The organism is Streptomyces sp. CB02959, assembly GCF_002803155.1.
Taxonomy (GTDB): Bacteria; Actinomycetota; Actinomycetes; order Streptomycetales; family Streptomycetaceae; genus Streptomyces.
Genome location: NZ_NNBP01000035.1, coordinates 1 through 20221 on the forward strand (window position 1 = coordinate 1; position 20221 = coordinate 20221).

Consider the following 20221-nt stretch of genomic DNA (forward strand, 5'->3'; position numbering starts at 1 on the left):
CCCCGCAGCGGGGTGGCCCCGGTGCCGCAGGCCGCCGGCCAGGGAGGCGCGCCGGCCCTGGAGGGCTCCGGCGGTCCCGTCCGGCTCGGCGGCTCGCCCGCCCCGATAGGGCCGGGGCCGCGCGCCACGGACGCCCCGCAGCAGCAGCGCGGAGCGGCTGCCGCCGCGACGAACTGGGTCCGGCCGCCGGCCGGCGCCCCGGCGGCTGCCGGGGTGCCGCAGCAGGGCGCGGCCACCGGCAGCGCCGGCCATGCGGACGTCGCCCCGGCCGCCCCGCCGGAGGCACCGTCCGCCGAGCCGGGCCGCTGGCGCCCCTGGCGGTTCCGGATGTCGAACGACGTCTGGGGCACCCCGGTGGTCGCCGGCGAGCTGCTCTACGTGACCTCGTTCGAGGTGCACGCCCTCGATGTGGCCAGCGGCCGGCGGAAGTTCAAGACCCGCGACGTCGCCTGGGCGATGGCGGTCGCCGACGGCCGGATCCACGCCTCGGACGGCCCGACCCTCTACGCCCTGGACGCCGACGACGGCAACGAGCGCTGGCGGCTGAACAGCGAGGGGTGGACCTACGCCCTGACCGCCGACCGCGGCACCGTCGTCACCAGCACCCGGGGCGGCGGCGTCCAGGCATGGGAGGCCACCACCGGTGAGCTGCGGTGGGAGCTCACCGGCGCCCAGACCGAATTCGAGAACCCCGAGGCCGCGCCCGTGCAGCACGAGGGCACGGTCTACGTCTGGGCCGAGGCCCGGCTGAAGGCACTGGACGCGCGCACCGGCGCCGAGCGCTGGTCGTACCCGGTGGGCGACGCGGCGTCCTGCGGCGGCGTCCCGATGCGGCTGCTGCCGGCGTCGGACGGCGCGGTGTACGTGGTCGCCGGCACCCGGGTGCTGGCCCTCGACGCCGCCCGCGGCGATGTGCGCTGGCACTTCGAGGCGCCCGCGGTCTTCCTGAGCCCGCCCGCCTTCGCGCCCGGCCCCGCCGTCACCGGCGGCGGCCTCTACCTCGCCGACTACCTGGGCACGGTCTACGCCCTGGACGCGGCGGACGGCCGGGACCGCTGGCGGATCGCCACCGAGGCCCGCCAGTCCACCGAACCGGTCCTGGTCGCGCACGGCGCCGTCCATCTGGGCAGCGGCAAGGCGCTCTACACCCTCGACGCGGTGACCGGCACCCCGCGCTGGCGCTTCCAGGCGGGCGCCGAGGTGGTGGGCTCCCCGGTCGTCGCCGAGGGCCGGGTGCACTTCGGGTCCGCCGACCACTGCCTGTACACCCTCGACGCGATGGGCGGTCAGCTGCGCTGGAAGCTGGCCACCGGTGGTGAGATCACCGGTTCGCCGGTGGCGGTCGGCGGTGTGGTCTACGCCTGCAGCAAGGACCGCTGCGTGTACGCGCTGGACGCCGCCAAGGGGACGGGCCTGGCCCGGCGCCCGTAGGCCGGGTAGGCGGGGTCCGCACAGTCCCGCCTGTCGGGGGCCTCAGGGCCGGTGCGGTCCGGTCGGCCCCCCGTGGTCGCCCGGTGTGCCCGGTGCTTCCGGTCCGTCGGGCGGGGCCGGCCAGTCCGGTCGGGTCGGCCGGGTCGGCCGGTCGTCCTGGCCGTGTTCGGGGCCGGGCGGCCGCTGGTCGCGGCCCCACTCCACGGGCGGCGTCGCCGGGGTGGGGCGGTACGGCTCCGGGTGCCACTCCTGGGTGGGCTGGTGGCCGGGGTCCCAGGTGTCGGGTGGCGGGTAGTACGGCTCGGCCTCGGCCTCGTCGTAGTCCTCGTCCGCGGGGACCCGGCGGGCGCGCCCGCGCATGACGAGGGCGCCCAGGATCAGCAGTGCGCCGCCGCCCAGGGCGTTGGCCACGCCGACGCCCAGCCCGTGTGTCCCGGCGGTGAGTTCGCCCGCGCTCTGGCCCTGGCGGACCATCCACAGGATGGTGAAGCCGAGGACGACCAGCCCGGCGAGGGTGATGAGCCATCGGGAGCGCAGCGCCACACCGATCAGCGTCAGCAGCCCGGCGAAGACCATCGGGAGCACCAGGGAGCCGAAGAGCGTGGCGCCGTTGTCCGTGAGGCCGTTGAAGAGGTCCTCGATCCGGATGTCGCTTCCGTGACGGCCGTCGTACCAGGGACGGAAGGGGCTCCAGACGGCGGCCGTCGCTCCGATGAGGGCGATCAGGGAGCCGAGAACGTTGCGCACCACCGGCGTCGCCTCGCTTCGACTCGTCCCGTCGTCCCGTGACCGACGCTACGCCTGCCCGTCTGCCCCCGCTAGACAAGGGCGGCCGGATGCGGTCCTCCTCCGCTGAGGCTCCCGTACGGGGTGTCCCGGCTCTTGCTAGGGTGCCGTGCACGCGTCAACCCTCGGGGTGGCGCGTCTTGGACGTAGCAACGGGGGATGGGCGAAGAGCATGGAGCAGCGCACGCGCACGCGTACGGGCACGGCTGCCGGAGGCATCGCGGACCGGGACCGGGTCCGGAGGGGGATCAGGGCGGGGGCCGCGGTCGCGGTGGCGGCGGTCACGCTCGCCACGGTCGGCGGCTGCGCGTTCGCCCGGCCCAAGATCAACGTGCCGCCGCCGGACTGGGCGACGGCGTCGCCCTCCTCCAGCTACGACCCGTTGCACCCGACGCCGACGGACACGCCTTCCTTCGACAGCTACTCGCCGTCGCCGACGCAGGAGACCTACAACCCGGACGGGCGGTCCGACGTCCGCGGCAGCGGCTGCGACTTCTCCGCCTCGCTGCGCCAGTTCACGTACACGGTCTCCATCACCAACCCGTCCACGACCAGCTCGTACTCCTACGACATGCGGATCGACTGGATGAAGGACCGGCCGGCGGACGGCTCGTCCTACGGGGAGCACCAGCGCAGCGTCGTGGTGGCGCCCGGCGCGACCGAGACCTACACCGCCAAGTACACGCTGAACCAGTCCTCCTGGCAGGCGTTCTGGTACACCTGCCAGATCACCCGGGCGAGCAAGACCAAGATGTGAGGCGGGTCCCGCGGTGACCTGACCGGTGTGCGGCGGGTCATCTGACGGGCGGCGGGGCGTCCCCGGTGTTCCGTGGGCGGGCGGTGAACAGCGCGGCCTGGCGGTCCGGCGGCAGGTTGCCCAGCGCGATCAGCTGCGGGGCGTGCGCCAGGGCCTGTGCCCGGGTGGCTTCCTTGGCGGCCCACAGGGCGCGGACGGTGCCCTGGACGGCCTCGGTGGGCTGGGCGGCCAGCACCTCGGCGCGGCGCAGCGCGGTCTGTGCCGCGGCGCCGGGCCGGGTCAGTTCGGAGACCAGGCCGATGGCGTGGGCCCGCCGGGCGCCGAGCCGTTCCGCGGTGCCCATCAGGGCGAGCCGGGCGATCTCCCCGTAGGGCATGCGCTGTGCCATGAGGATGGACTCGTAGGCGCTGACCATCCCGTAGGCGGTGTGCGGGTCGAAGAAGGTGGCGTCCTCGGCGGCGATGATGAACTCCGCCTCGCCCAGCAGGTAGAAGGCGCCGCCGCAGGCCATCCCCTCGACCGCGGCGAGCACCGGTTTCCACAGGTCGTTGGCCTTCGGGCCGATCCGGAGCAGCGGGTCGTCGACGGAGAACGGGGAGGACGGCTGGGGCACGTCGGCGGCGCGGTCGATGCCGGTGCAGAAGGCGCGGCCGCCGGCGCCGGTGACCACCGCCGCCCGCACCGTGTCGTCGAAGCGGAACTCCCGCCAGAGGGCGGCGAGTTCGGCGGCGGTGGCGAGGTCGAGGGCGTTGTGCCGGGCGGGGCGGTCCAGGGTGACCAGGGCGACCCCGTCGGCGGTCTCGGCGCGGACCCCGGGGGACGTCACGGCCGCTCCAGGACCCAGCGGGGGACGGTCACCCCGCCGGGCATCGGGTGGAAGACCGCCTTCACCGGGGCGCCGATGCGCAGCCGGGCCGGATCGACGGAGTCCAGGGCGGCGTCCGGGGCGGTGACGAGGTTGCCCACCAGGCGGATCCGCGGGGCCTCGGCCAGCTCCACGATGATCGCGTTGTAGGGGGCCTGGGCGGCGTAGGCGGGCAGCAGTGGCGGGTGGGGCACGACGTACGACCAGATCCGGCCGCGGCCGCTCATCCGCTGCCAGTGGGCGGTGAACGACTGGCAGTGCGGGCAGCAGGGGCGAGGTGGGAAGCGCGGTTCGTCGCAGTCGGTGCAGGTCTGCACGCGGAGTTCGCCGCGGGCCGCGTACTCCCAGAACGGCGCCCCGTCGTCGTCGGGGACGGGAACGAGCAGGCCGGCGCCGGGGTCCGGGGGATTGTCGGTGGCGGGTGGCAGGCTTGTGGTCATGGAGTCACGGACAGTTACGGATTCGGTCCCGGCGGTGGTCCCGCCCGGGGAGTGGTCTGCACGCATCGCGTATCAACTCCTCAGCAGCAGTGCGGAGGTGGGCACGCCCTCGCCCGCGGTGACGAGGCAGGTGGCGGCGTCGGGGACCTGTGCGGTGCTGGTGCCGCGCAGTTGGCGGACGCCTTCGGTGATGAGGTTGAAGCCGTGCACATACGCCTCGGAGAGGCCGCCGCCGCCGGTGTTGAGGGGGAGCCGACCGCCGATCTCCAGGGCGCCGCCCTCGGTGAAGGCCGCGCCCTCGCCGCGTCCGCAGAAGCCGTAGCCCTCCAGGGAGAGGGGTATCAGGGGGGTGAACGCGTCATAGATCTGCGCCACGTCGACGTCCTGCGGTCCCAGGTCGGCGCCCTTCCAGAGGTGGCGGGCGGCGGCCTGGGCCGGGCCGGTGAGCGGGTCGTCGTTCCAGTAGTTGACCATGCCGTGGTGCTGGGCGGGCAGGCCCTGGGCGGCGGCGTGGATGTAGGCGGGTCGCCGGCGGCAGTCGCGGGCCCGTTCGGCGGAGACGACGACGCAGGCCAGCGCGCCGTCGGTCTCCAGGCAGTTGTCGAAGAGGCAGAGCGGTTCGCTGATCCAGCGGGCGGTCATGTACATCTCGCGGGTCAGCGGGCGGTCGTACATCATCGCGGCCGGGTTCTGGTTGGCGCGGTTGCGGCAGGCGAGGGCGACGTTGAAGAAGTGATCGCGGGTGGCGCCGTATTCGTGCATGTAGCGCCGGGCCAGCATGCCGATCTCGTCGGCGGGGCGGAGCAGGCCGAAGGGCCGGGTCCACTGCCCCGGGGTGGGGAGTTGGGCGCGGGTGTTGGTCCACGGCCGCGGTCCGGAGCCGCGTTTGCGGGACCGCCAGGCGACGCCGACGCTCGCCTGCCCCGTGGCGATGGCGGCGGCCAGGTGCGCCACCGTCGCGCAGGAACCGCCGCCGCCGTAGCCGACCTTGGAGAAGTGCGTGACGTCCCCGGCGCCGATGGACTTGGCGACCTCGACCTCGTCGGTCTCCTCCATGGTGTACGAGGCGAAGGCGTCCACCTCCGAGGGGGCGATCCCGGCGTCGTCCAGGGCCGCGACGATCGCCCGGCACGCCAACGCCTTCTCGGATGCGGGGAGTTGTTTGGCAAAGGGTGTCTGTCCGATACCGACGATCGCCGTAGCGTCCTTGAGGGTCGCCCCCATCGCCACCTCCGTGGTCGGTCGTCACTGCTGACAGCGGAGGAGGCTACCGCTAATCTGACGGACAGTCAGCTACTGCGGTACGGGGTCTTTTGCCGGGAGCGGGAGGCAGCGATGGGCGAACAGCTCGATGCGCGGGCGGACACGGCGTACGGTTCGCTGGCCCACCTGGTGCGTGCGGCGGCCGCGCGGTACGGCCCCCGGGAGGCCGTCGTCGAGGGCCGCACCCGGGTGTCCTACGCCGAGCTGGGCGCGCGGGTGGAGCGGGCCGCGGCGGCCTGCGTCGCGGCCTGCGTCGCCCCCGGCGACCGGGTCGCGGTCTGGGCGCCCAACACCCTCGACTGGATCGTCTCCGCCCTCGGCGCGGTGACCTCCGGGGCGGTCCTCGTTCCGGTCAACACCCGCTTCAAGGGCACCGAGGCGGCCGGCATCCTGCGCCGCACCCGCGCCAAGGTCCTCTTCGTCACCGGCACCTTCCTCGGCACGTCCTACGTCGCCTCGCTGCGCCGCGCCGCCGAGCGGGGCGACGGCCGCGGCCCGCTGCCCGGACTGCCGCACCTGGAACGGGTCGTGGTCCTCGCCGACGACGCCCCCGCCGACTTCACCACCTGGCGCGACTTCCTCGCAGCCGGAGCGGCGGTGCCGGCCGGCACGGTCCGCGCCCGGGCCGACGCCCTCGGCCCCGACGACCCCTCGGACCTCATCTTCACCTCTGGCACCACCGGCCACCCCAAGGGCGCCGTGATCACGCACGGCCAGACCCTGCGCGCCTACGACGTCTGGAGCGCACTGGCCGGCCTGGAGGAGGGCGACCGCTACCTCATCGTCAACCCCTTCTTCCACACCTTCGGCTACAAGGCCGGCATCGTCGCCTGCCTGCTGCGCGGCGCCACGATGGTGCCGCAGCCGGTCTTCAGCGTGGAGACCGCGCTCGCCAACATCGCCGCCGAGCGGATCTCCGTCCTCCCCGGCCCGCCCACCCTCCACCAGCAGCTCCTGGACCACCCCGAGCGCGCCCTGCACGACCTCTCGGCGCTGCGCCTGGTCGTCACCGGCGCCGCCGTCGTCCCGCTGGAGCTGGTGGAACGGCTGCGCGGCGAGCTGAAGGTGGCCACCGTCCTGACGGCCTACGGCCTGTCGGAGAGCACCGGCGTGGTCACCATGTGCCGCCGCGGCGACCCGCCCGAGGTGATCGCGTCGACCTCGGGCCGGGCCATACCGGACACCGAGGTCCGGGTCGTGGACGCCACCGGTCGCCCGCAGCCGCCCGGCGAGCCCGGCGAAGTCCTGGTCCGCGGCTACCACGTGATGTCCGGCTACTTCGAGGACCCGGCCGCCACCGCCGCGGCGGTCACCCCCGACGGCTGGCTGCGCACCGGCGACGTCGGCGTCCTCGACCCGGCCGGCAACCTCCGGATCACCGACCGCATCAAGGACATGTTCATCGTCGGCGGCTTCAACGCCTATCCCGCCGAGATCGAGCAACTCCTCGCCCGCCACCCGGACATCACCGAGGTCGCCGTCATCGGCATCCCCGACCGGCGTCTCGGGGAGGTCGGCAAGGCGTACGCGGTCCGCCGCCCCGGGGCCCGGCTCACCGCCGACGACCTGATCGCCTGGTCGCGCCGTGAGATGGCGAACTACAAGGTCCCCAGGGAGGTGGAGTTCGTCGCCGGCCTCCCGCGCAACGCGAGCGGGAAGGTGGTGAAGGGGCTGCTGCGGGGCGGGGCCGCGGGCGCCGGCCAGGGCGTGCCCGGCTGAGTTCCCCCGGGAGAGGCGGAGCGCGACGGCCCGGCGGTCAGCACGCGATGCGGCCGCCGGACACCCCGGTCCGCTCCGCCAGGGCCCGCATCCGGTCGGCGAAACCGCGGCCCGCCGCCCCGAACCACACCCCGAGCTCCGCCGCGCCCACCGCCTCCCAGGCCGCGACCTCGGCCGCCACGTCCGCCACCGTCCGGTCCGGGCCCTCCCAGCCGATCCGGGTGCCGGCCGTGACATGGGTCCCGCGCGCCGCGGCCCGCCGGGCCAACTCCGCCGCCCGCTCGGCGAACCGCCCCGGGGCGAGCCCCACCCCCTGCCAGTGGCCGCCGAACTCCGCCGCGCGCCGCAGCGCCGCGTCCGCGTTCCCGCCGATCAGGAACGGCACCGGCTCCCGCGGCACCGGCTCGAACGCCGCCCGCCCGTCGAACGCCACCGGCCCGTCGTCGTACGGCCCGCCGGCCCCCGTGTGCAGGTGCCGCACCAGCCGCAGCGCCCGGTCCGTACGCGCGCCGCGGTCACCGAAGTCGACCCCGGCCGCGTCGAACTCGTACCGCTGCCACCCGACGCCGACGCCCAGCACGAACCGGCCGCCGCTCAGCCGGGCCAGTGTCGCCGACTGCCGGGCCAGCAGCAGCGGTTCGCGCAGCGGGGCGATCAGCACCGAGGTGCCCAACGTGATCCGTTCGGTCGCCGCGGCCAGGTAGGCGAGCGTGGTCAGTGGCTCGTACACCCCGCCGTAGCCCTCCGGCGGCCGCCCGTACGGGTCCGGCGGCAGCAGGTGGTCCGGCAGCCAGACCCCCGCGTACCCCAGCTCCTCGGCCGACCGGGCCAGCCGCGCCAGCTCCTCGGCGGCCATCGCCCCCGACTCGGACGGCAGGACGACGTGCAGCCGCATCCGGTCCGGCCGCCCGGCCGCGCCCGGACCGGCGGGGTGCGTACCGGTCCGGTGCGGCCCGGCCTGGTGCCGGGTGGTGGCGCGGTGGGTGGTGACGGCGTCGCTCATGGGGGCCTCCGCTCCCGAAAAGGGTGACTCGGTCGGACGGCCCCTTTTCTAGGGCCTCACACGGATGTGAGGGTCAAGGGGAGGGCCGGACGGCACGGCGGGGTGCCGTCGGCAGGTCAGCGGGCCGGCGCGGTCCAGTCCGGCCGCCGTCCGCTGAGGGCCACCGCCCGGTCCAGCGGCGGCGCGTCCGTCGCCACCGGGACCGGCGGTCCGAAGGGCGACGGGCCCCCCTGGGCGGCGGCGGTGGCTTCGAGGAGCCCGAGTGCGAGCCGCAGGCTCGCCTCGTCGGGCGCGTACTCCTGGCCGGTGGCGCGCGCCAGGTCCCAGCCGTGCACGACCAGCTCGTTCAGTGCGAAGCCGCCCGCGGCGGCCCCGGGCAGACAGACCCCGCCCACCCGCGTCTCGCCCTCCCAGGCGGCCGGGTCGCGCCAGGCGGCCACCAGCCCGTCGAGGTTCCGGGTCAGCTCGGCGCGCCACTCGGGGGCCAGGTCGGGCAGCGCCGAGCCCGGGGGAGTGTCGGTCGTCGGCCCCAGGTCCTTGCGCGCGGCGTCCCGGAACGCGGCGGTCAGCCCCACCAGATGGCCCAGCAGATGCCGTACGGCGTATGCGGCGCACGGGGTGGGCGCCGCCAGTTGCCGCTCCGTGGTGCCCGCGGCGAGCCGCGCCACCTCCTGCGCCTGCGCCGCGAAATCGATCACCGCGGTCCGCTCCGTCTTCTCGGTCATGATCCGGGTCCCTTCCCTTGCCGGACCGGCCGCCGCGGCCGGTTCCACCAGTGAAGACCCCCGGCGCGCCGAGAACTCATCGGCGCGCCCGGCTCATGTCCGCAGGGCCCCGTAGCGCTCCCGCAGCGCCGCCTTCACCACCTTGTTCAGCGGTCCGCCGCGCGGCAGCGCCTCGGTGATCTCCAACTGCTCCGGCAGCTTCTGCGTCATCAGCCCGGCCGCCCGCAGGTGCGCGGTGAGGTCGGCCAGGGTGAGCCGGGGCGTAGCCGTAGCGCCGTCCCCCGCCCCGGCCAGCGTGACCACCGCGCAGACCCGTTCGCCCCGCTCCCGGTCCGGCAGCCCGATCACCGCCGCCTCCGCCACCGCCGGATGGGTGTGCACCAGGTCCTCGATCTCCTGCGCGGAGATGTTCTCGCCCTTGCGGATGATGATGTCCTTGAGCCGCCCGGTGAGCACCAGGTGGCCGTCGGCGCGCAGCCGGCCCAGGTCGCCGGTGCGGAACGCGCCGTCCGCGGTGAACGCCTCGGCCGTCAGCGCGGGATCGGTGTACCGCCGGAAGACCATCGGCCCGCCGACCGTCACCTCACCCGTCTCGCCGGGCGCGGCCGGGCTCCCGTCGGGCCGGACGATCCGCACCCGGGCGCCCGCCACCGGCCTGCCGACCGTGTGCGCCAGCTGCTCGTCGCTGTCGTACGGCGTCCCCATCGCGATCATCGGGCACTCCGTCATCCCGTACCCGTGCACGATCGCGCAGTCCAACTCCCGCCCGGCCGCCCGGTACAGCTCGGCCGGCAGCGGTGCCCCGCCGCCGGACAGCAGCCGCAGCGAGGGGATCAGGGGGCCGGCGTCCGGCGCGGCCGCCCGGCGGCGCCGCGACGCCTCGTGGAACGCCTGGTAGAACGCGGTGCTGCCGCCCGCCATGGTCACCCCGTGGCGCCGGTAGACCTCGGCCGCCCGCGCCGCGTCGAACGTCTCCAGCACCACCGCCGGAAACCCGCTGACCAGCATGGCGATGACGTAGTCCGGCCCGGCGATGTGCGCGTACGGGAACGCGATGGAGCCGATGTCGTCGGCCGACATGCCCAGTGCGGTGGCCAGCCCCACGCCGCCGGCGACGAGCGAGGCGTCGGTGTGCTCGACTCCCTTGGGCGCGGCGGTCGTTCCGGACGTGTAGTAGATCCAGCGCGTGCGGTCGTCCCCGCCTTCCGGGGGCTCCGGCAGCGCGTCCGGATCCCCGTCGGGCAGCCCGTCCGCCAGCGACACCACGCGCACCGCGGAGTGCTCCCCGGCCGCGCCGCGCACCATCGCCGGATAGTCGAACCCCCGCCACACCCCGGGCACGAGGGCGAACTCCGCCGCCGACTCGGCCAGGATGAACCCGACCTCGCGCGCCCGGTGCAGATGGAGCACCGGCGTCTGCACGGCCCCGAGCCGGGCCAGCGCGAGCGAGGCGACCACCGTGTCGACACGGGTCGGCAGCTGCCACATCACCCGCGTACCGGGACCGATCCCCAGCTCCCGGAAACCGGCGGCCGCGCGCAGCGCCGCCTGTCGTACCTCGCCGAAGGTCGCGGTCCGGCCGCCGTCCCCGTCGAAGAACATCGGCGCGTCTCCGGAGGCCCGCGCCCGGTACTCGACCAGTTCCCACAGCGTGCGTATACGGGCGGGTTCGAACACGGCGCGCCTCCTGGGGTGGACGGGCGGGCTGTTCCGCCGGCGTGCTGGATCCAAGTGGCGGGACTGTACCCCAATCTGACGCAACATCAGATACCTGCGGGGGCGAAGAGCGGCACCGGCGGGGTCATGCGGCTGCACGACCCCGCCGGTGCCGTGTGGACAAGTCGTCGACAAGGACGGAGAAGCGGAGGAAGAAAGAGAAGAAGAAGGAGTGGAGAAACGGGCGGGACGGCAAGGAAGGCGACGACCGGCGGGTGGTGGACAAGAGGTGTGCTCGGGCGGCGTCGCGCGGCCGGCGGCCGGCCCGCGGTCCCGGGCGCCCGGATCAGGGCGTGTGGCGGTCCTGCGGGGCGACGGCGCTGGTGACGGCGCTGGTGATGGGCGCATGGCGGTCGAAGGGCTGGACGAGACCGGGCCGGGCGTGCGGCGCGGCGGCCAGCGCCGGCGCGGTGGCGGCGCCGAGCAGGGCGACGGTGACGGCGGCAAGGGTGACAGTGTGAACGGTGCGGGTCACTCTGGTCTCCTTCTCTGAAGATGGGATGGCCACTTGCCAAGTGAGGCTAACCACGACTGGACAGATGTTCGGTGGCCTGGCCGGAAAGTGATGGAGTACGGCCGAATGTCCGGCCGTGTGCGGACAAGCAGCAGGGGCCGGTACCGATGGCTCCCCTCCATGCCATCGGGACCAGCCCCTGCCGTCCCCCGAAACCCCTGGAAAATCCCCCCCCCGGGCTCTCCTGGGATTCCCCCGATGCGGTCTGACTAGCGCGGCTCGCCCAGCGGGGCGTGCTTGTCCTGCGCGGTGACGGTGCCGGCCGGCGACGCCTCGGCGTTCACGGGCTTCACGGGTGCCTTCTTACCGAGGCCGGGTGTGGCGATCGGCGCGTGCTTGTCCATCGGCTTGATGATGTCGCGCTCGTTGCGTGCCGGTGCCTGCTCGTTCGTCACAACAATCAACTCCTGTGTGTGGGCGCTTTCGGAAGGCCCGGCCGGCGACTCCCCTGTTGGTCGCCGGACGGACGTTCCACGGCCGCTCACCTTAACGATGGGGCCTGACAGCCGAGCCGCTTGCCCCCCGAGGCGGCGGTTCGACATGAGAGAGAGTGGACCGCCGCGATGAACGATCGATAAACGCCGCGCTCACCTGCTGCGCAGTGCGGGAACGGGCGGGCCGGGGTCAGGCGATGGCGGGCAGCGTGAGCAGGGACTGCACCTCACGGCCCTCCGGCGCGCCCAGCTTCTCGTAGACGGGCAGCGCCTCCTGCCAGCAGACCCGGGCCCGGCCGGTGTGCCCTATGGCGTTCAGCGCGCGGCCGAGCAGCGTCAGGGCGTTGGCCCGCCACCACTCCCCGCCGACCCCGCGCAGTGCCGCGAGGGCCTGTTCGGCGTGGTTGGCGGCCTGCGCCGGGTGGTCGTTCTCCAGGTTGACCTCACCCAGCCGGAAGAAGGTCATGCCCTCCCAGAACCGCTGGCGGTTGTCCTGGAAGATGGCCAGCGCCCCGCCGAGTTGCGCGGTGGCGTCGCCCAGCCGGCCCGCGCGCTTGAAGGCGAGGCCGAGGGTGTACATCCCGTTGGCCAGCCGGCGGGTGGCACCGAGCTCCCGGTAGATGGCGATGCCTTCCTCCGCGAGCCGGATGGCGCTGTCCAGCCGCTCCGTCTCCAGGTGCACGCGCGCGAGGTTGCACAGCGCGCTGGCCTCGGACTGCGGGTTGTGGTCGTCGCGGAAGGCGGTGCGGGCCTGGCTGAGGTAGGGCTCGGCGTCGGCGTAGCGCTGCTGGACGATGGCGATGATGCCGCGGTCGTTGGGCGCGTTCGACGACGAGAACGGGTCCCCGGTGGCCAGGCCCAGCAGCATGGCGGACTGGGCGTGCGTGTCGGCTTCGTCCAGGCGGCCCGCCAGGGTGCGGACGTTGGTGAGCGAGGTGTGCAGGCGGGCCTCGGCGCGCTGGTCGCCGAGTTCCTGGGCGGCGGCCAGCAGGGCCACGTTGGCCTGCTCGTACTGGTGCGAGTCCGCGCTCGACTCGGCCAGGTCCAGCGTGAGCAGCAGCAGGTCCACGGCGCGCCGCAACGTACCCGCCGCGGTGGACTGCTGGGCGCAGGCCAGGAGGCAGCGGGCCTCGCCGAACAGCCACCGCAGCGCCGCGGGCCGGTCCGCGAAGACCAGGCCCGGGTAGTCGGGGCGCTCCATGTGGTCCACCAGCCGGTCCCCGGGCCGCTCCATGGCGTACATGTGGGCGGCCGTGGCCAGATAGAAGTCCAGCAGGCGCGACAGTGCCGCGCCCCGCTCGGACGGCGGGTGCTCGTCGCGTTCCGCGCAGGAGCGCGCGTACAGGCGGACCAGGTCGTGGAAGCGGTAGCGGCCGGGTGCGGCGGACTCCAACAGGGAGGCGTCGACGAGGGATTCGACCAGGTCCTCGGCGTCGTCGAGGTCCAGGGCGAGGAGGGCCGCCGCGGCCGCCAGGGAGATGTCCGGGCCGTCCGCCAGGCCCAGCAGGCGGAAGGCGCGGGCCTGGGCGGGCTCCAGTTGCTTGTAGCCCAGCTCGAAGGTGGCCTTCACGGCCAGGTCGCCGGCGCGGAGTTCGTCCAGCCGGCGGCGTTCGTCGGCGAGCTTGCTGGCGAGCGTGGAGACCGTCCAGGTCCGGCGGGCGGCCAGCCGGGACGCGGCGATGCGGATGGCCAGCGGCAGGAAGCCGCAGGCGCCGACGACCGCCATGGCGGCCTGCCGTTCGGAGGTGACCCGCTCCTCGCCGACGATGCGGGTGAAGAGCCGCAGGGCCTCCTCCGGGCTCATCACGTCGAGGTCGATCAGGTGCGCGCCGGCCAGGTCGATCATCCGGGAGCGGCTGGTGACCAGTGCGGCGCAGCCCTCGGTCCCCGGGAGCAGCGGCCGGACCTGCGCCGCGTCGCGGGCGTTGTCCAGGAGCGCCAGTACGCGGCGCCCGGCGAGTGTGGAGCGGAAGAAGGCGGAGCGTTCCTCCAGCCCGTCCGGAATGGCGGAGTCCGGCGTGCCCAGGGCGCGCAGGAAGGCGCCGAGCACCGCCTCCGGTTCGGCCGGGTTGTGCCCCGCCCCCTGGAGGTCGACGTAGAGCTGGCCGTCCGGGAAGTGCTCCCGCGCGGTGTGCGCCACGTGCACCGCCAGGGTGGTCTTCCCGACGCCGCCGATGCCGGCGACCGCGGAGACCGCCATCACGCTGCCCTCGGCCGTCGCCAGCTGGTCGCTGAGTTCGGTGACGAAGGCGGCACGGCCGGTGAAGTCGGCGACGGTGGCGGGGAGTTGGCGGGGGCGGACGAAGGTGCCCTCGGGTGATCCGGGGTCGGCGACGGCCGGGGCGTCCAGTTCGGCGTCGGCCCGCAGGATCCGCTGCTGGAGTTCGGAGAGCGACGTGCACGGGTCCACGCCCAACTCGTCGGCGAGCAGCCGGCGGGTGTCGGCGTACACCGCGAGCGCCTCGGCCTGGCGGCCGCTGCGGTAGAGGGCCAGCATCAGCAGTTCCCGGAGCCGCTCGCGCAGCGGGTGCGCGGCGGTCAGGGCGGTGAGCTCGGAGACCGACTCGGCGTGGTGGCCGGCCTCCAGGCCCAGGTCGAGGCGGGTCTCGGTCAGCGACAGCCGCCACTCCTCCAGGCGGGTCCGCTGGTTCTCGGCGTACGGGCCGGGCACCCTGGCGAGCGGTTCGCCGTCCCACAGGTCCAGTGCGGCGTCGAGGAGTTCGCGGGCCCGGCCGCGGTCGCCGGCGGCCTTGGCCTTCTCCGCCTCGGCGGCGTACTGCTCGGCGGTGTCGTGGTCGAGGTCCAGGGGCAGGCCGTCCACGGACCGGAGGGCGTAGCCGCCGGACTCGCTGACCAGCGCCTCCGCGTCGTCGCCGAGCGCCTTGCGGAGCCGGGAGGCGTACGTCCGCAGGGCGGCCAGCGCGGCGTGCGGCGGTTCGTCGCCCCACAGGGCGTCGACGAGCTCGGGCGCGGTCGCGGTCCGCCCGCCGCGCAGCAGCAGCGCGGCGAGCAGGGCACGCTGCTGCGGAGACCCCGCCGCCAGCGGCGTCTCACCGCGCCATGCCCGCACGGGACCGAGCACGGTGAAGCGCAGCCGCTCCCGCACCTGTCCCGGACCGTCGTCCATGGTGTCCCCCTGCCGTGTCCCGTCCGTCCGCCCTGTCCTGGCCGTTCGCGCCTTCACCTTGTGCGCAACGGTCAGTCTGCCTTGTCGCGGCCTCTTACGTCAGTAGGGGTCCGGAGCGTGCACAAAGCCTCCCCGCGCGGTGCGGGCCGGGCGGCGCGTCGCCCCGCCGGATACGTGGAGGGGAACCTTCCGTTCTCCCCCGCGGGCCCCGCCCCGGCGTCCTCCCGGCGTGTTTGCCCAGCTGAACGCCGTGTTCCGCGCCCGCCAGCACCCGCTCGTCCCCTAACTGGCCGGTCCGCCGCTCGCCCTCCCCGTACACCGGCCGGACGCCCCCGGCCCCTCTACCCGGGGCTCCGGACCCCATCCCCGACTGGCTGGTTTGTTTCTGCCGGTGGCCCGGTACCGGCCGCCCGACCCGCCTGCGTACACGCCCTGCGGGGTCGGCCGGTTCTCCCTTCGGCCGCCGTTCCGCCGCCGTTCCCCCGCCCTTCCGTCGCCCTTCCGTCGCCCTTCCGTCGCCCTTCCGTCGCCCTTCCGCGGGCTTTCGCCGCGGGGCCGGGCGCGGGTCCGGTGGGGCGGCCGGGCCCGCCCGCACCGGTCCGGCCGACTCCGTCCGCGTTACTGACGGACCGTCAGATCAGCGCTACGGTAACGCCCATGGAGACCAAGCAGCCCGCGGAACCCAGGGAATCCACAGCACCCAAGGGCGCCGAGGAAGCCGAGAAATCCAAGGAATTCAAGGAATCCAAGTCACCCGACGCGCCCTTCCCCCGGATCATCTCGGTCGACGACCACACCGTGGAGCCCCCCGACGTCTGGCGGGACCGGCTCCCGTCGAAGTACCACGACACCGGCCCGCGCATCGTCCGCGCACCCGTCAAGGAGATGTCCTTCGTCGGCGGGAAGTTCGCTCCGAAGATGGGCGCCCCCGGCGACGACGGCCCGATAGCCGACTGGTGGATCTACGAGGACCTGCACCGCCCGCTGACCCGTCTGGACACCGCCGTCGGCTACTCCCGCGACGAGATCAAACTGGAGGGCATCACCTACGAGCAGATGCGGCCCGGCTCGTACTCGGTCCCCGAACGCCTGGCCGACATGGACGTCAACCACGTCCAGTCCGCCCTCTGCTTCCCCACCTTCCCGCGCTTCTGCGGCCAGACCTTCACCGAGGCCAAGGACCGCGAACTGGGCCTGCTCGGGGTGCGCGCGTACAACGACTGGATGGTGGAGGAGTGGTGCGGCCCGCAGGCCGCCGGCCGGCTGATCCCGCTGACCCTCGTCCCCCTCTGGGACGCGGAACTGGCCGCCGAGGAGGTCCGCCGGAACGCGGCCCGCGGCGTCCGCGCCGTCTGCTTCAGCGAGATCCCGCCCCACCTGGGACTGCCCAGCATCCACACCGACTACTGGGACCCGTTCCTGCGCGCCTGCGACGAGACCGGCACGGTCGTCGCCATGCACATCGGCTCGTCGTCGAAGATGCCGTCCACATCGGCCGACGCCCCGCCCGCCGTCGGCTCCACGATCACCTTCGCCAACTGCTGCTTCTCGATGACCGACTGGCTGATGAGCGGCAAGTTCGACCGCTTCCCCCACCTGAAGATCATGTACGCCGAGGGGCAGATCGGTTGGATCCCGTACATCCTGGAGCGCGCGGACGTGGTCTGGGAGGAGAACCGCGCCTGGGGCGGCGTCGCCGACAAGGTCCACCGCCCCCCGTCCGAACTCTTCGCCGGCCACGTCTACGGATGCTTCTTCGACGACGCGTTCGGCCTGAAGAACCTCGACGCCATCGGCGTCGGCAACGTCCTCTACGAGACGGACTACCCGCACTCGGACTCCACCTGGCCCAAGTCCAGGCAGGTCGCCGAAACCCAGATGGGCCACCTCGCCCCCGACGTCATCGACCGCATCGTCCGCGGCAACGCGATCGAACTGCTGGGACTGACGGGGGAGGGGCTCTGGGGGCCGTCGGCGGGGGGCAGCTGATCTGGCGGGGGCGGGGGCGGGCAGCGTCCCGTCCGGCCGACGTGGACGGACGGGACCGGTTAAACCGGCTACCGGTTCGACCCGCTCAGCCGAGCGGCCGGCTGGCGGCAGGACACGCGCCGTCGCCGCCCTGCGGCTGCGGGTCGCGCGGTGCTTCCGGGGGCATCGGGCCCCCGTCGTGCTTCCCGCCGTCGTCCTGTGCGACGACCTGCCCGTCCCGGGGGCGCCGGAACGGGATGCCGCGCCAGCCCTCGGCGTCGGGCGTGCGCGTCTCGTACGTCTCCACGGCTGCGACGCTCATCTGTCAACCTCCTCTTCTCCGAGGGGCCGTGCCGCCGTACCGTCGAGGCACGGCCCGTGATCCCGCAGGGTTCCTGCGGCTGGGTCACCCGCTCCGGCCGCTCGACTGTCCAGGTTTCCGCGGTCGGGGCGGGAGTCTCGCCCGTTGTCCGGCGCGGCCATCGTCCCGGGGGAGGGGGCGGGCGCCTAGCCGGTTTCCCGTTCCCTCAAGAAGTCGTCCCGGATTTCCTCGACGGCGGCCCTCATCAGGTCTCCGTACAGGGCGATGTGGGAGAAGCGGTCGAACGTCTCGATATAGGTCCCCACGTCCTTGGGATCCCGAGTGGTGTACTCGGCGTGGAACGTCTCGGCGATGACGAGCCGGTCGTCGTGGAGGCTGAAGCAGTTCATGGGGAAGTCCGGCATGCGGCCGTTCTGCGGCACGATCCCGATGCGGACGCGGGGGAGTCGGGCGAGGGACACCAGGCGATCGAGCTGGAGGGCCATCACGGCGGGCTTGCAGACCAGCCAGCGAAGGACGTGCTCACAGATCAGGAAGTGGAAGCTCCGTCCTGCTTCGTACAAGGTCGCCTGTCGCTCAAGCCGTGCGGCCACCGTGCGCGCCCTGGTCGGCTCTGGCAGCGCCGGGGGCAGGCTGAAGACCGCGGACGCGTATTCCGGGGTCTGGAGCAGTCCCGGAATCAGCTGTCCCTGGAAGAGCCTGAGACGCACGGTGGTGGCCTCAATGGCCTTGATGGTGTTCTGGTGCTTCCACGGTCCCATGCGGCGCAGCAGGCGCCACGCAGTGGCCTCTGTGACTTCCGTCCGGGCCGTGGCCAGGAATTCGCCCTTCACCGCTTCGGAAACGCCGACGGCGCTCAGGACCAGGTCGACGTCCTGAACTGTGGGGAGGGTCCGCCCGTTCTCGATCTTGGACAGCTTTCCGGCCGACATCGAGGCCCTGCGGGCCACGGTGCTTCCGGTCAGTCCGGAGGCGATCCGCAGCGTCCGCAGGGCTCTGCCGATGGACTCCGTGCTCAGCGGTGCCGCTCCTGGTAGTCGGCGAACGGCACGGCATGCGTCAGTGCCACGTCGCGGTAGCCCTGGTACGCGCCGAGCTCGTCCGGGGGCAGCAGTTCGGCGCCGATGAACGCGCCGTACTCGGTGTAGTGCATGCGGTACACCTGCCGGTCGTCGAACAGCCAGAAGTCATGGTCGGGCAGACCTGTCACGGGCCGCTCGGCGAGGTCGACGATCCCGATGGATTCCCCGGCCTCGATGTTGCCGGGGTACGCCGCCAGTTCGTACCGCAGGTAGTCGGTCAGCGGTGAGGTGAGGACGTGGACCCGAGAGACCTGCTTGCCCTTGTCGGTCATCGATCGCACCCAGGGGTTGTCGGCCCATTCCGGGCCCATGTCCTCCCCGGCGAGGAATCGGGCGATCTCTTCACGCTCCTCCTCCACGTCGTACTCGGGCAGTGTCTCCAGCCGAAACGCGGTCCGCTCGAAGGCGTCGAAGAGCCGGCCGAACTGCTCACCGCTGAGCACGGAAGTACTCCTCCAGAACCGCTGCGGGAATCCGCACGGCGGTTTCCCCTTCGGGGAGAGCGAGCTGCGCCAGTTCTTCCGGATCGCTGATCACGTATCCCTGCACCACGTAGTCGTCGGTGGCGGTCTTGGCCCACAGGGTCGGGCAGGTGCCGTTTTTGCAGTCCGGAGACCCGGACAGTTTCCGCAGTGGCTCGGCGGCCATGGATTCCCCCTCGACGTCTTCGGGTGGTCCCCGTCGTGTTCGATGCTCCGACGCGGTGATGGGCCGGTCAAGGACTGATCCTTTCCACAACGGGAAAGGCCGCGTGCGGGTGACCGCGCAAGCTTTCAGGGCCCCTTCAGGTGGTCCCGTTCACACGACCCCCAGGCGAATTCCCAGTTCGGCCAGTCGCCCGCGCTTCTGCGTGCGGAGCATCGTCCCCACGGTCTCGCGGACTCCGGAATGCATTCGGGTCGCCTGCGGAGCGAGGTGCTCGGCGCGGAGGAACGCGTCGAGCGCCTGGTCGCGCTGGCCGTTGTAGAAGTGCGCACGTCCCACGTCGATGTAATGGTGTGAGCGTCGCTCGCGGCTGTAGGTCTCGGGCAGTTCGACCTTTTTCGCCCTCTCGACGGCGAGGCGGCCATGCCCCAGCTCGACGGGCAGGCTCACGCCCCAGATGGCCACGTTCGTCGGGCCGAACTGGAGGTGCCAATCGTCGCGGTCGCGACCAAGCTGGGCCGCCGCGGCCTCTGCTCGGCGCCAATGCCGGTCGGCCGCGTCCTTTTCGGCAGCGCGTGCGTGGTTCAACGCGGCTTTCAACTCGAAGGCGCCACGCAGCGACACTGCCTCGGGGGGTGGCGACGGCATGCGCGTAAGGGCCGTCAATGCGGCGTCGATGATGGCTCCTGCCTCGTCGTGCTCACCGATGTTCAGGAACTCGCCTGCGTCATACCACTGGGCGGCCAGGACGCGCAGTGGATCGCCGGTGGCTTCGGCGGACCAGACGACCCGTTCTGTCGCGAGGGTGGCGTCGGAGACATGACCGAGCTTGTACAGGTACTGCATGGCGCACTCGTAGGCCGTGGCCAGCATCGAGAACACCTCCCGGTGCGCGGCGCCTTCGGAGACTTCGGCCGCTACCTGCAGGTCTCGCAGCAAGGCGGGAAGGACCTCGCCGGCGTTCGCCAACTTGGCCGCCTGGCGATCGCTGTTGGCTGCACGGGTCCGGGCGCGGAGCTCGACGAGGTCCACGCCCGCGGCCTCGTCGTCGGTCGGGCGCGTGGGCCGACCGTGCCGAAGCACTGCGCGCCGGACCGCGGCCACACCGGCGACGGCCGCCTGCCCGGCGAGGTCGGACTGCGGCGGGATCACCGGACCTCCGGTGATCTCGGTGGGGTGGCAGTCGAGAGCACGGCACATGGCGAGGATCACCGCGGGCCGGTCCAGCGCCCTGCGCCCCTGCTCGAACGCCTTCACTGCCGAGAGGCTGTATCCGGTCTCCGTGGCAAGGCGCTGTTGAGTCCACCGGCGGCGCATTCGGATGCGCGCCAGCCGCTGGCCGTTGCTGTCCGTCTCTCGCATGTCAGGGAAGTGCGCCATGGTGGGCTCCGTTCTGACGTCGACACTCAGAACGGTACGCCCGG

The 20221-nt window shown here is 73.3% G+C and carries 19 protein-coding genes; 4 read left to right on the forward strand and 15 right to left on the reverse strand.

Features of this window, described 5'->3' with window-relative positions; translation table 11 throughout:
* The coding region (locus CG747_RS39150; protein WP_257981025.1) for a PQQ-binding-like beta-propeller repeat protein at positions 1-1431 on the forward strand (1431 nt) is incomplete at its 5' end.
* A gap of 42 nt (positions 1432-1473) precedes the next feature.
* Here the strand turns inward: CG747_RS39150 and CG747_RS39155 are convergent.
* Positions 1474-2181 carry a hypothetical protein gene (locus tag CG747_RS39155; RefSeq protein WP_100606648.1) on the reverse strand — a complete coding sequence of 236 codons (708 nt, stop codon included), beginning with the start codon at positions 2179-2181 and terminating at the stop codon, positions 1474-1476.
* A gap of 208 nt (positions 2182-2389) precedes the next feature.
* On the opposite strand from CG747_RS39155, the gene CG747_RS39160 reads away from it, so the two are divergent.
* Positions 2390-2974 carry a hypothetical protein gene (locus tag CG747_RS39160; RefSeq protein ID WP_100606649.1) on the forward strand — a complete coding sequence of 195 codons (585 nt, stop codon included), beginning with the start codon at positions 2390-2392 and terminating at the stop codon, positions 2972-2974.
* Positions 2975-3011: 37 nt separating this feature from the next.
* On the opposite strand, the gene CG747_RS39165 is transcribed toward CG747_RS39160, so the two are convergent.
* The 3 genes from CG747_RS39165 to CG747_RS39175 form a co-directional block, all read right to left on the reverse strand.
* Positions 3012-3800, reverse strand: a complete 789-nt coding sequence (locus tag CG747_RS39165) for an enoyl-CoA hydratase/isomerase family protein (protein WP_100606650.1) — start codon at positions 3798-3800, stop codon at positions 3012-3014.
* A complete protein-coding gene (locus CG747_RS39170) occupies positions 3797-4279 on the reverse strand; it encodes a Zn-ribbon domain-containing OB-fold protein (RefSeq protein ID WP_100606651.1) in 483 nt (160 codons plus the stop codon). Before CG747_RS39170 ends, CG747_RS39165 begins: the two co-directional genes overlap by 4 nt.
* 72 nt (positions 4280-4351) lie before the next feature.
* Entirely contained in the window at positions 4352-5503 is a 1152-nt protein-coding gene (locus CG747_RS39175) for a lipid-transfer protein (RefSeq protein ID WP_100606652.1), read from the reverse strand.
* Positions 5504-5614: 111 nt separating this feature from the next.
* On the opposite strand from CG747_RS39175, the gene CG747_RS39180 reads away from it, so the two are divergent.
* The gene (locus CG747_RS39180) at positions 5615-7261 is read left to right on the forward strand and encodes a FadD3 family acyl-CoA ligase (RefSeq protein ID WP_100606653.1); all 1647 of its coding nucleotides are present in this window, start codon (positions 5615-5617) and stop codon (positions 7259-7261) included.
* Positions 7262-7298: 37 nt separating this feature from the next.
* On the opposite strand, the gene CG747_RS39185 is transcribed toward CG747_RS39180, so the two are convergent.
* The 6 genes from CG747_RS39185 to CG747_RS39210 all read right to left on the reverse strand — a co-directional run bounded on the left by CG747_RS39185 (position 7299) and on the right by CG747_RS39210 (position 14780).
* A complete protein-coding gene (locus CG747_RS39185) occupies positions 7299-8264 on the reverse strand; it encodes a TIGR03619 family F420-dependent LLM class oxidoreductase (protein ID WP_100606654.1) in 966 nt (321 codons plus the stop codon).
* A gap of 116 nt (positions 8265-8380) precedes the next feature.
* Positions 8381-8989, reverse strand: a complete 609-nt coding sequence (locus CG747_RS39190) for a TIGR03086 family metal-binding protein (RefSeq protein WP_100606655.1) — start codon at positions 8987-8989, stop codon at positions 8381-8383.
* Between the two features lie 93 nt (positions 8990-9082).
* Positions 9083-10666, reverse strand: coding sequence for a class I adenylate-forming enzyme family protein (locus CG747_RS39195; RefSeq protein WP_100606656.1), 1584 nt, complete (start codon positions 10664-10666; stop codon positions 9083-9085).
* Positions 10667-10991: 325 nt separating this feature from the next.
* Positions 10992-11180 carry a hypothetical protein gene (locus tag CG747_RS39200; protein ID WP_100606657.1) on the reverse strand — a complete coding sequence of 63 codons (189 nt, stop codon included), beginning with the start codon at positions 11178-11180 and terminating at the stop codon, positions 10992-10994.
* 248 nt (positions 11181-11428) lie between these two features.
* The gene (locus CG747_RS39205; protein WP_100606658.1) at positions 11429-11614 is read right to left on the reverse strand and encodes a hypothetical protein; all 186 of its coding nucleotides are present in this window, start codon (positions 11612-11614) and stop codon (positions 11429-11431) included.
* A 229-nt stretch (positions 11615-11843) separates the two neighbouring features.
* Complete coding sequence (locus CG747_RS39210; protein WP_100606659.1) at positions 11844-14780, reverse strand: BTAD domain-containing putative transcriptional regulator; 2937 nt, start codon at positions 14778-14780, stop codon at positions 11844-11846.
* Between the two features lie 657 nt (positions 14781-15437).
* Here CG747_RS39210 and CG747_RS39215 point away from each other — a divergent pair.
* Positions 15438-16769 carry an amidohydrolase family protein gene (locus CG747_RS39215; protein WP_257981026.1) on the forward strand — a complete coding sequence of 444 codons (1332 nt, stop codon included), beginning with the start codon at positions 15438-15440 and terminating at the stop codon, positions 16767-16769.
* Positions 16770-16854: 85 nt separating this feature from the next.
* Here CG747_RS39215 and CG747_RS39220 read toward each other — a convergent pair whose 3' ends face one another.
* The 5 genes from CG747_RS39220 to CG747_RS39240 all read right to left on the reverse strand — a co-directional run bounded on the left by CG747_RS39220 (position 16855) and on the right by CG747_RS39240 (position 20177).
* The gene (locus tag CG747_RS39220; RefSeq protein ID WP_100606660.1) at positions 16855-17070 is read right to left on the reverse strand and encodes a hypothetical protein; all 216 of its coding nucleotides are present in this window, start codon (positions 17068-17070) and stop codon (positions 16855-16857) included.
* 185 nt (positions 17071-17255) lie between these two features.
* Positions 17256-18089, reverse strand: a complete 834-nt coding sequence (locus tag CG747_RS39225) for a helix-turn-helix transcriptional regulator (protein WP_100606661.1) — start codon at positions 18087-18089, stop codon at positions 17256-17258.
* Positions 18086-18595: a DUF6879 family protein gene (locus CG747_RS39230; protein ID WP_100606662.1), complete on the reverse strand. Its 510-nt coding sequence runs from the start codon at positions 18593-18595 to the stop codon at positions 18086-18088. The genes CG747_RS39225 and CG747_RS39230 overlap by 4 nt, the downstream gene beginning before the upstream one ends.
* Positions 18582-18800 (reverse strand): hypothetical protein, encoded by a 219-nt coding sequence (locus CG747_RS39235; protein WP_100606663.1) that lies wholly within the window; start codon positions 18798-18800, stop codon positions 18582-18584. The genes CG747_RS39230 and CG747_RS39235 overlap by 14 nt, the downstream gene beginning before the upstream one ends.
* Positions 18801-18950: 150 nt before the next feature.
* Positions 18951-20177, reverse strand: coding sequence for a helix-turn-helix transcriptional regulator (locus CG747_RS39240; RefSeq protein WP_100606664.1), 1227 nt, complete (start codon positions 20175-20177; stop codon positions 18951-18953).
* Between the last annotated feature and the right edge of the window lie 44 nt (positions 20178-20221).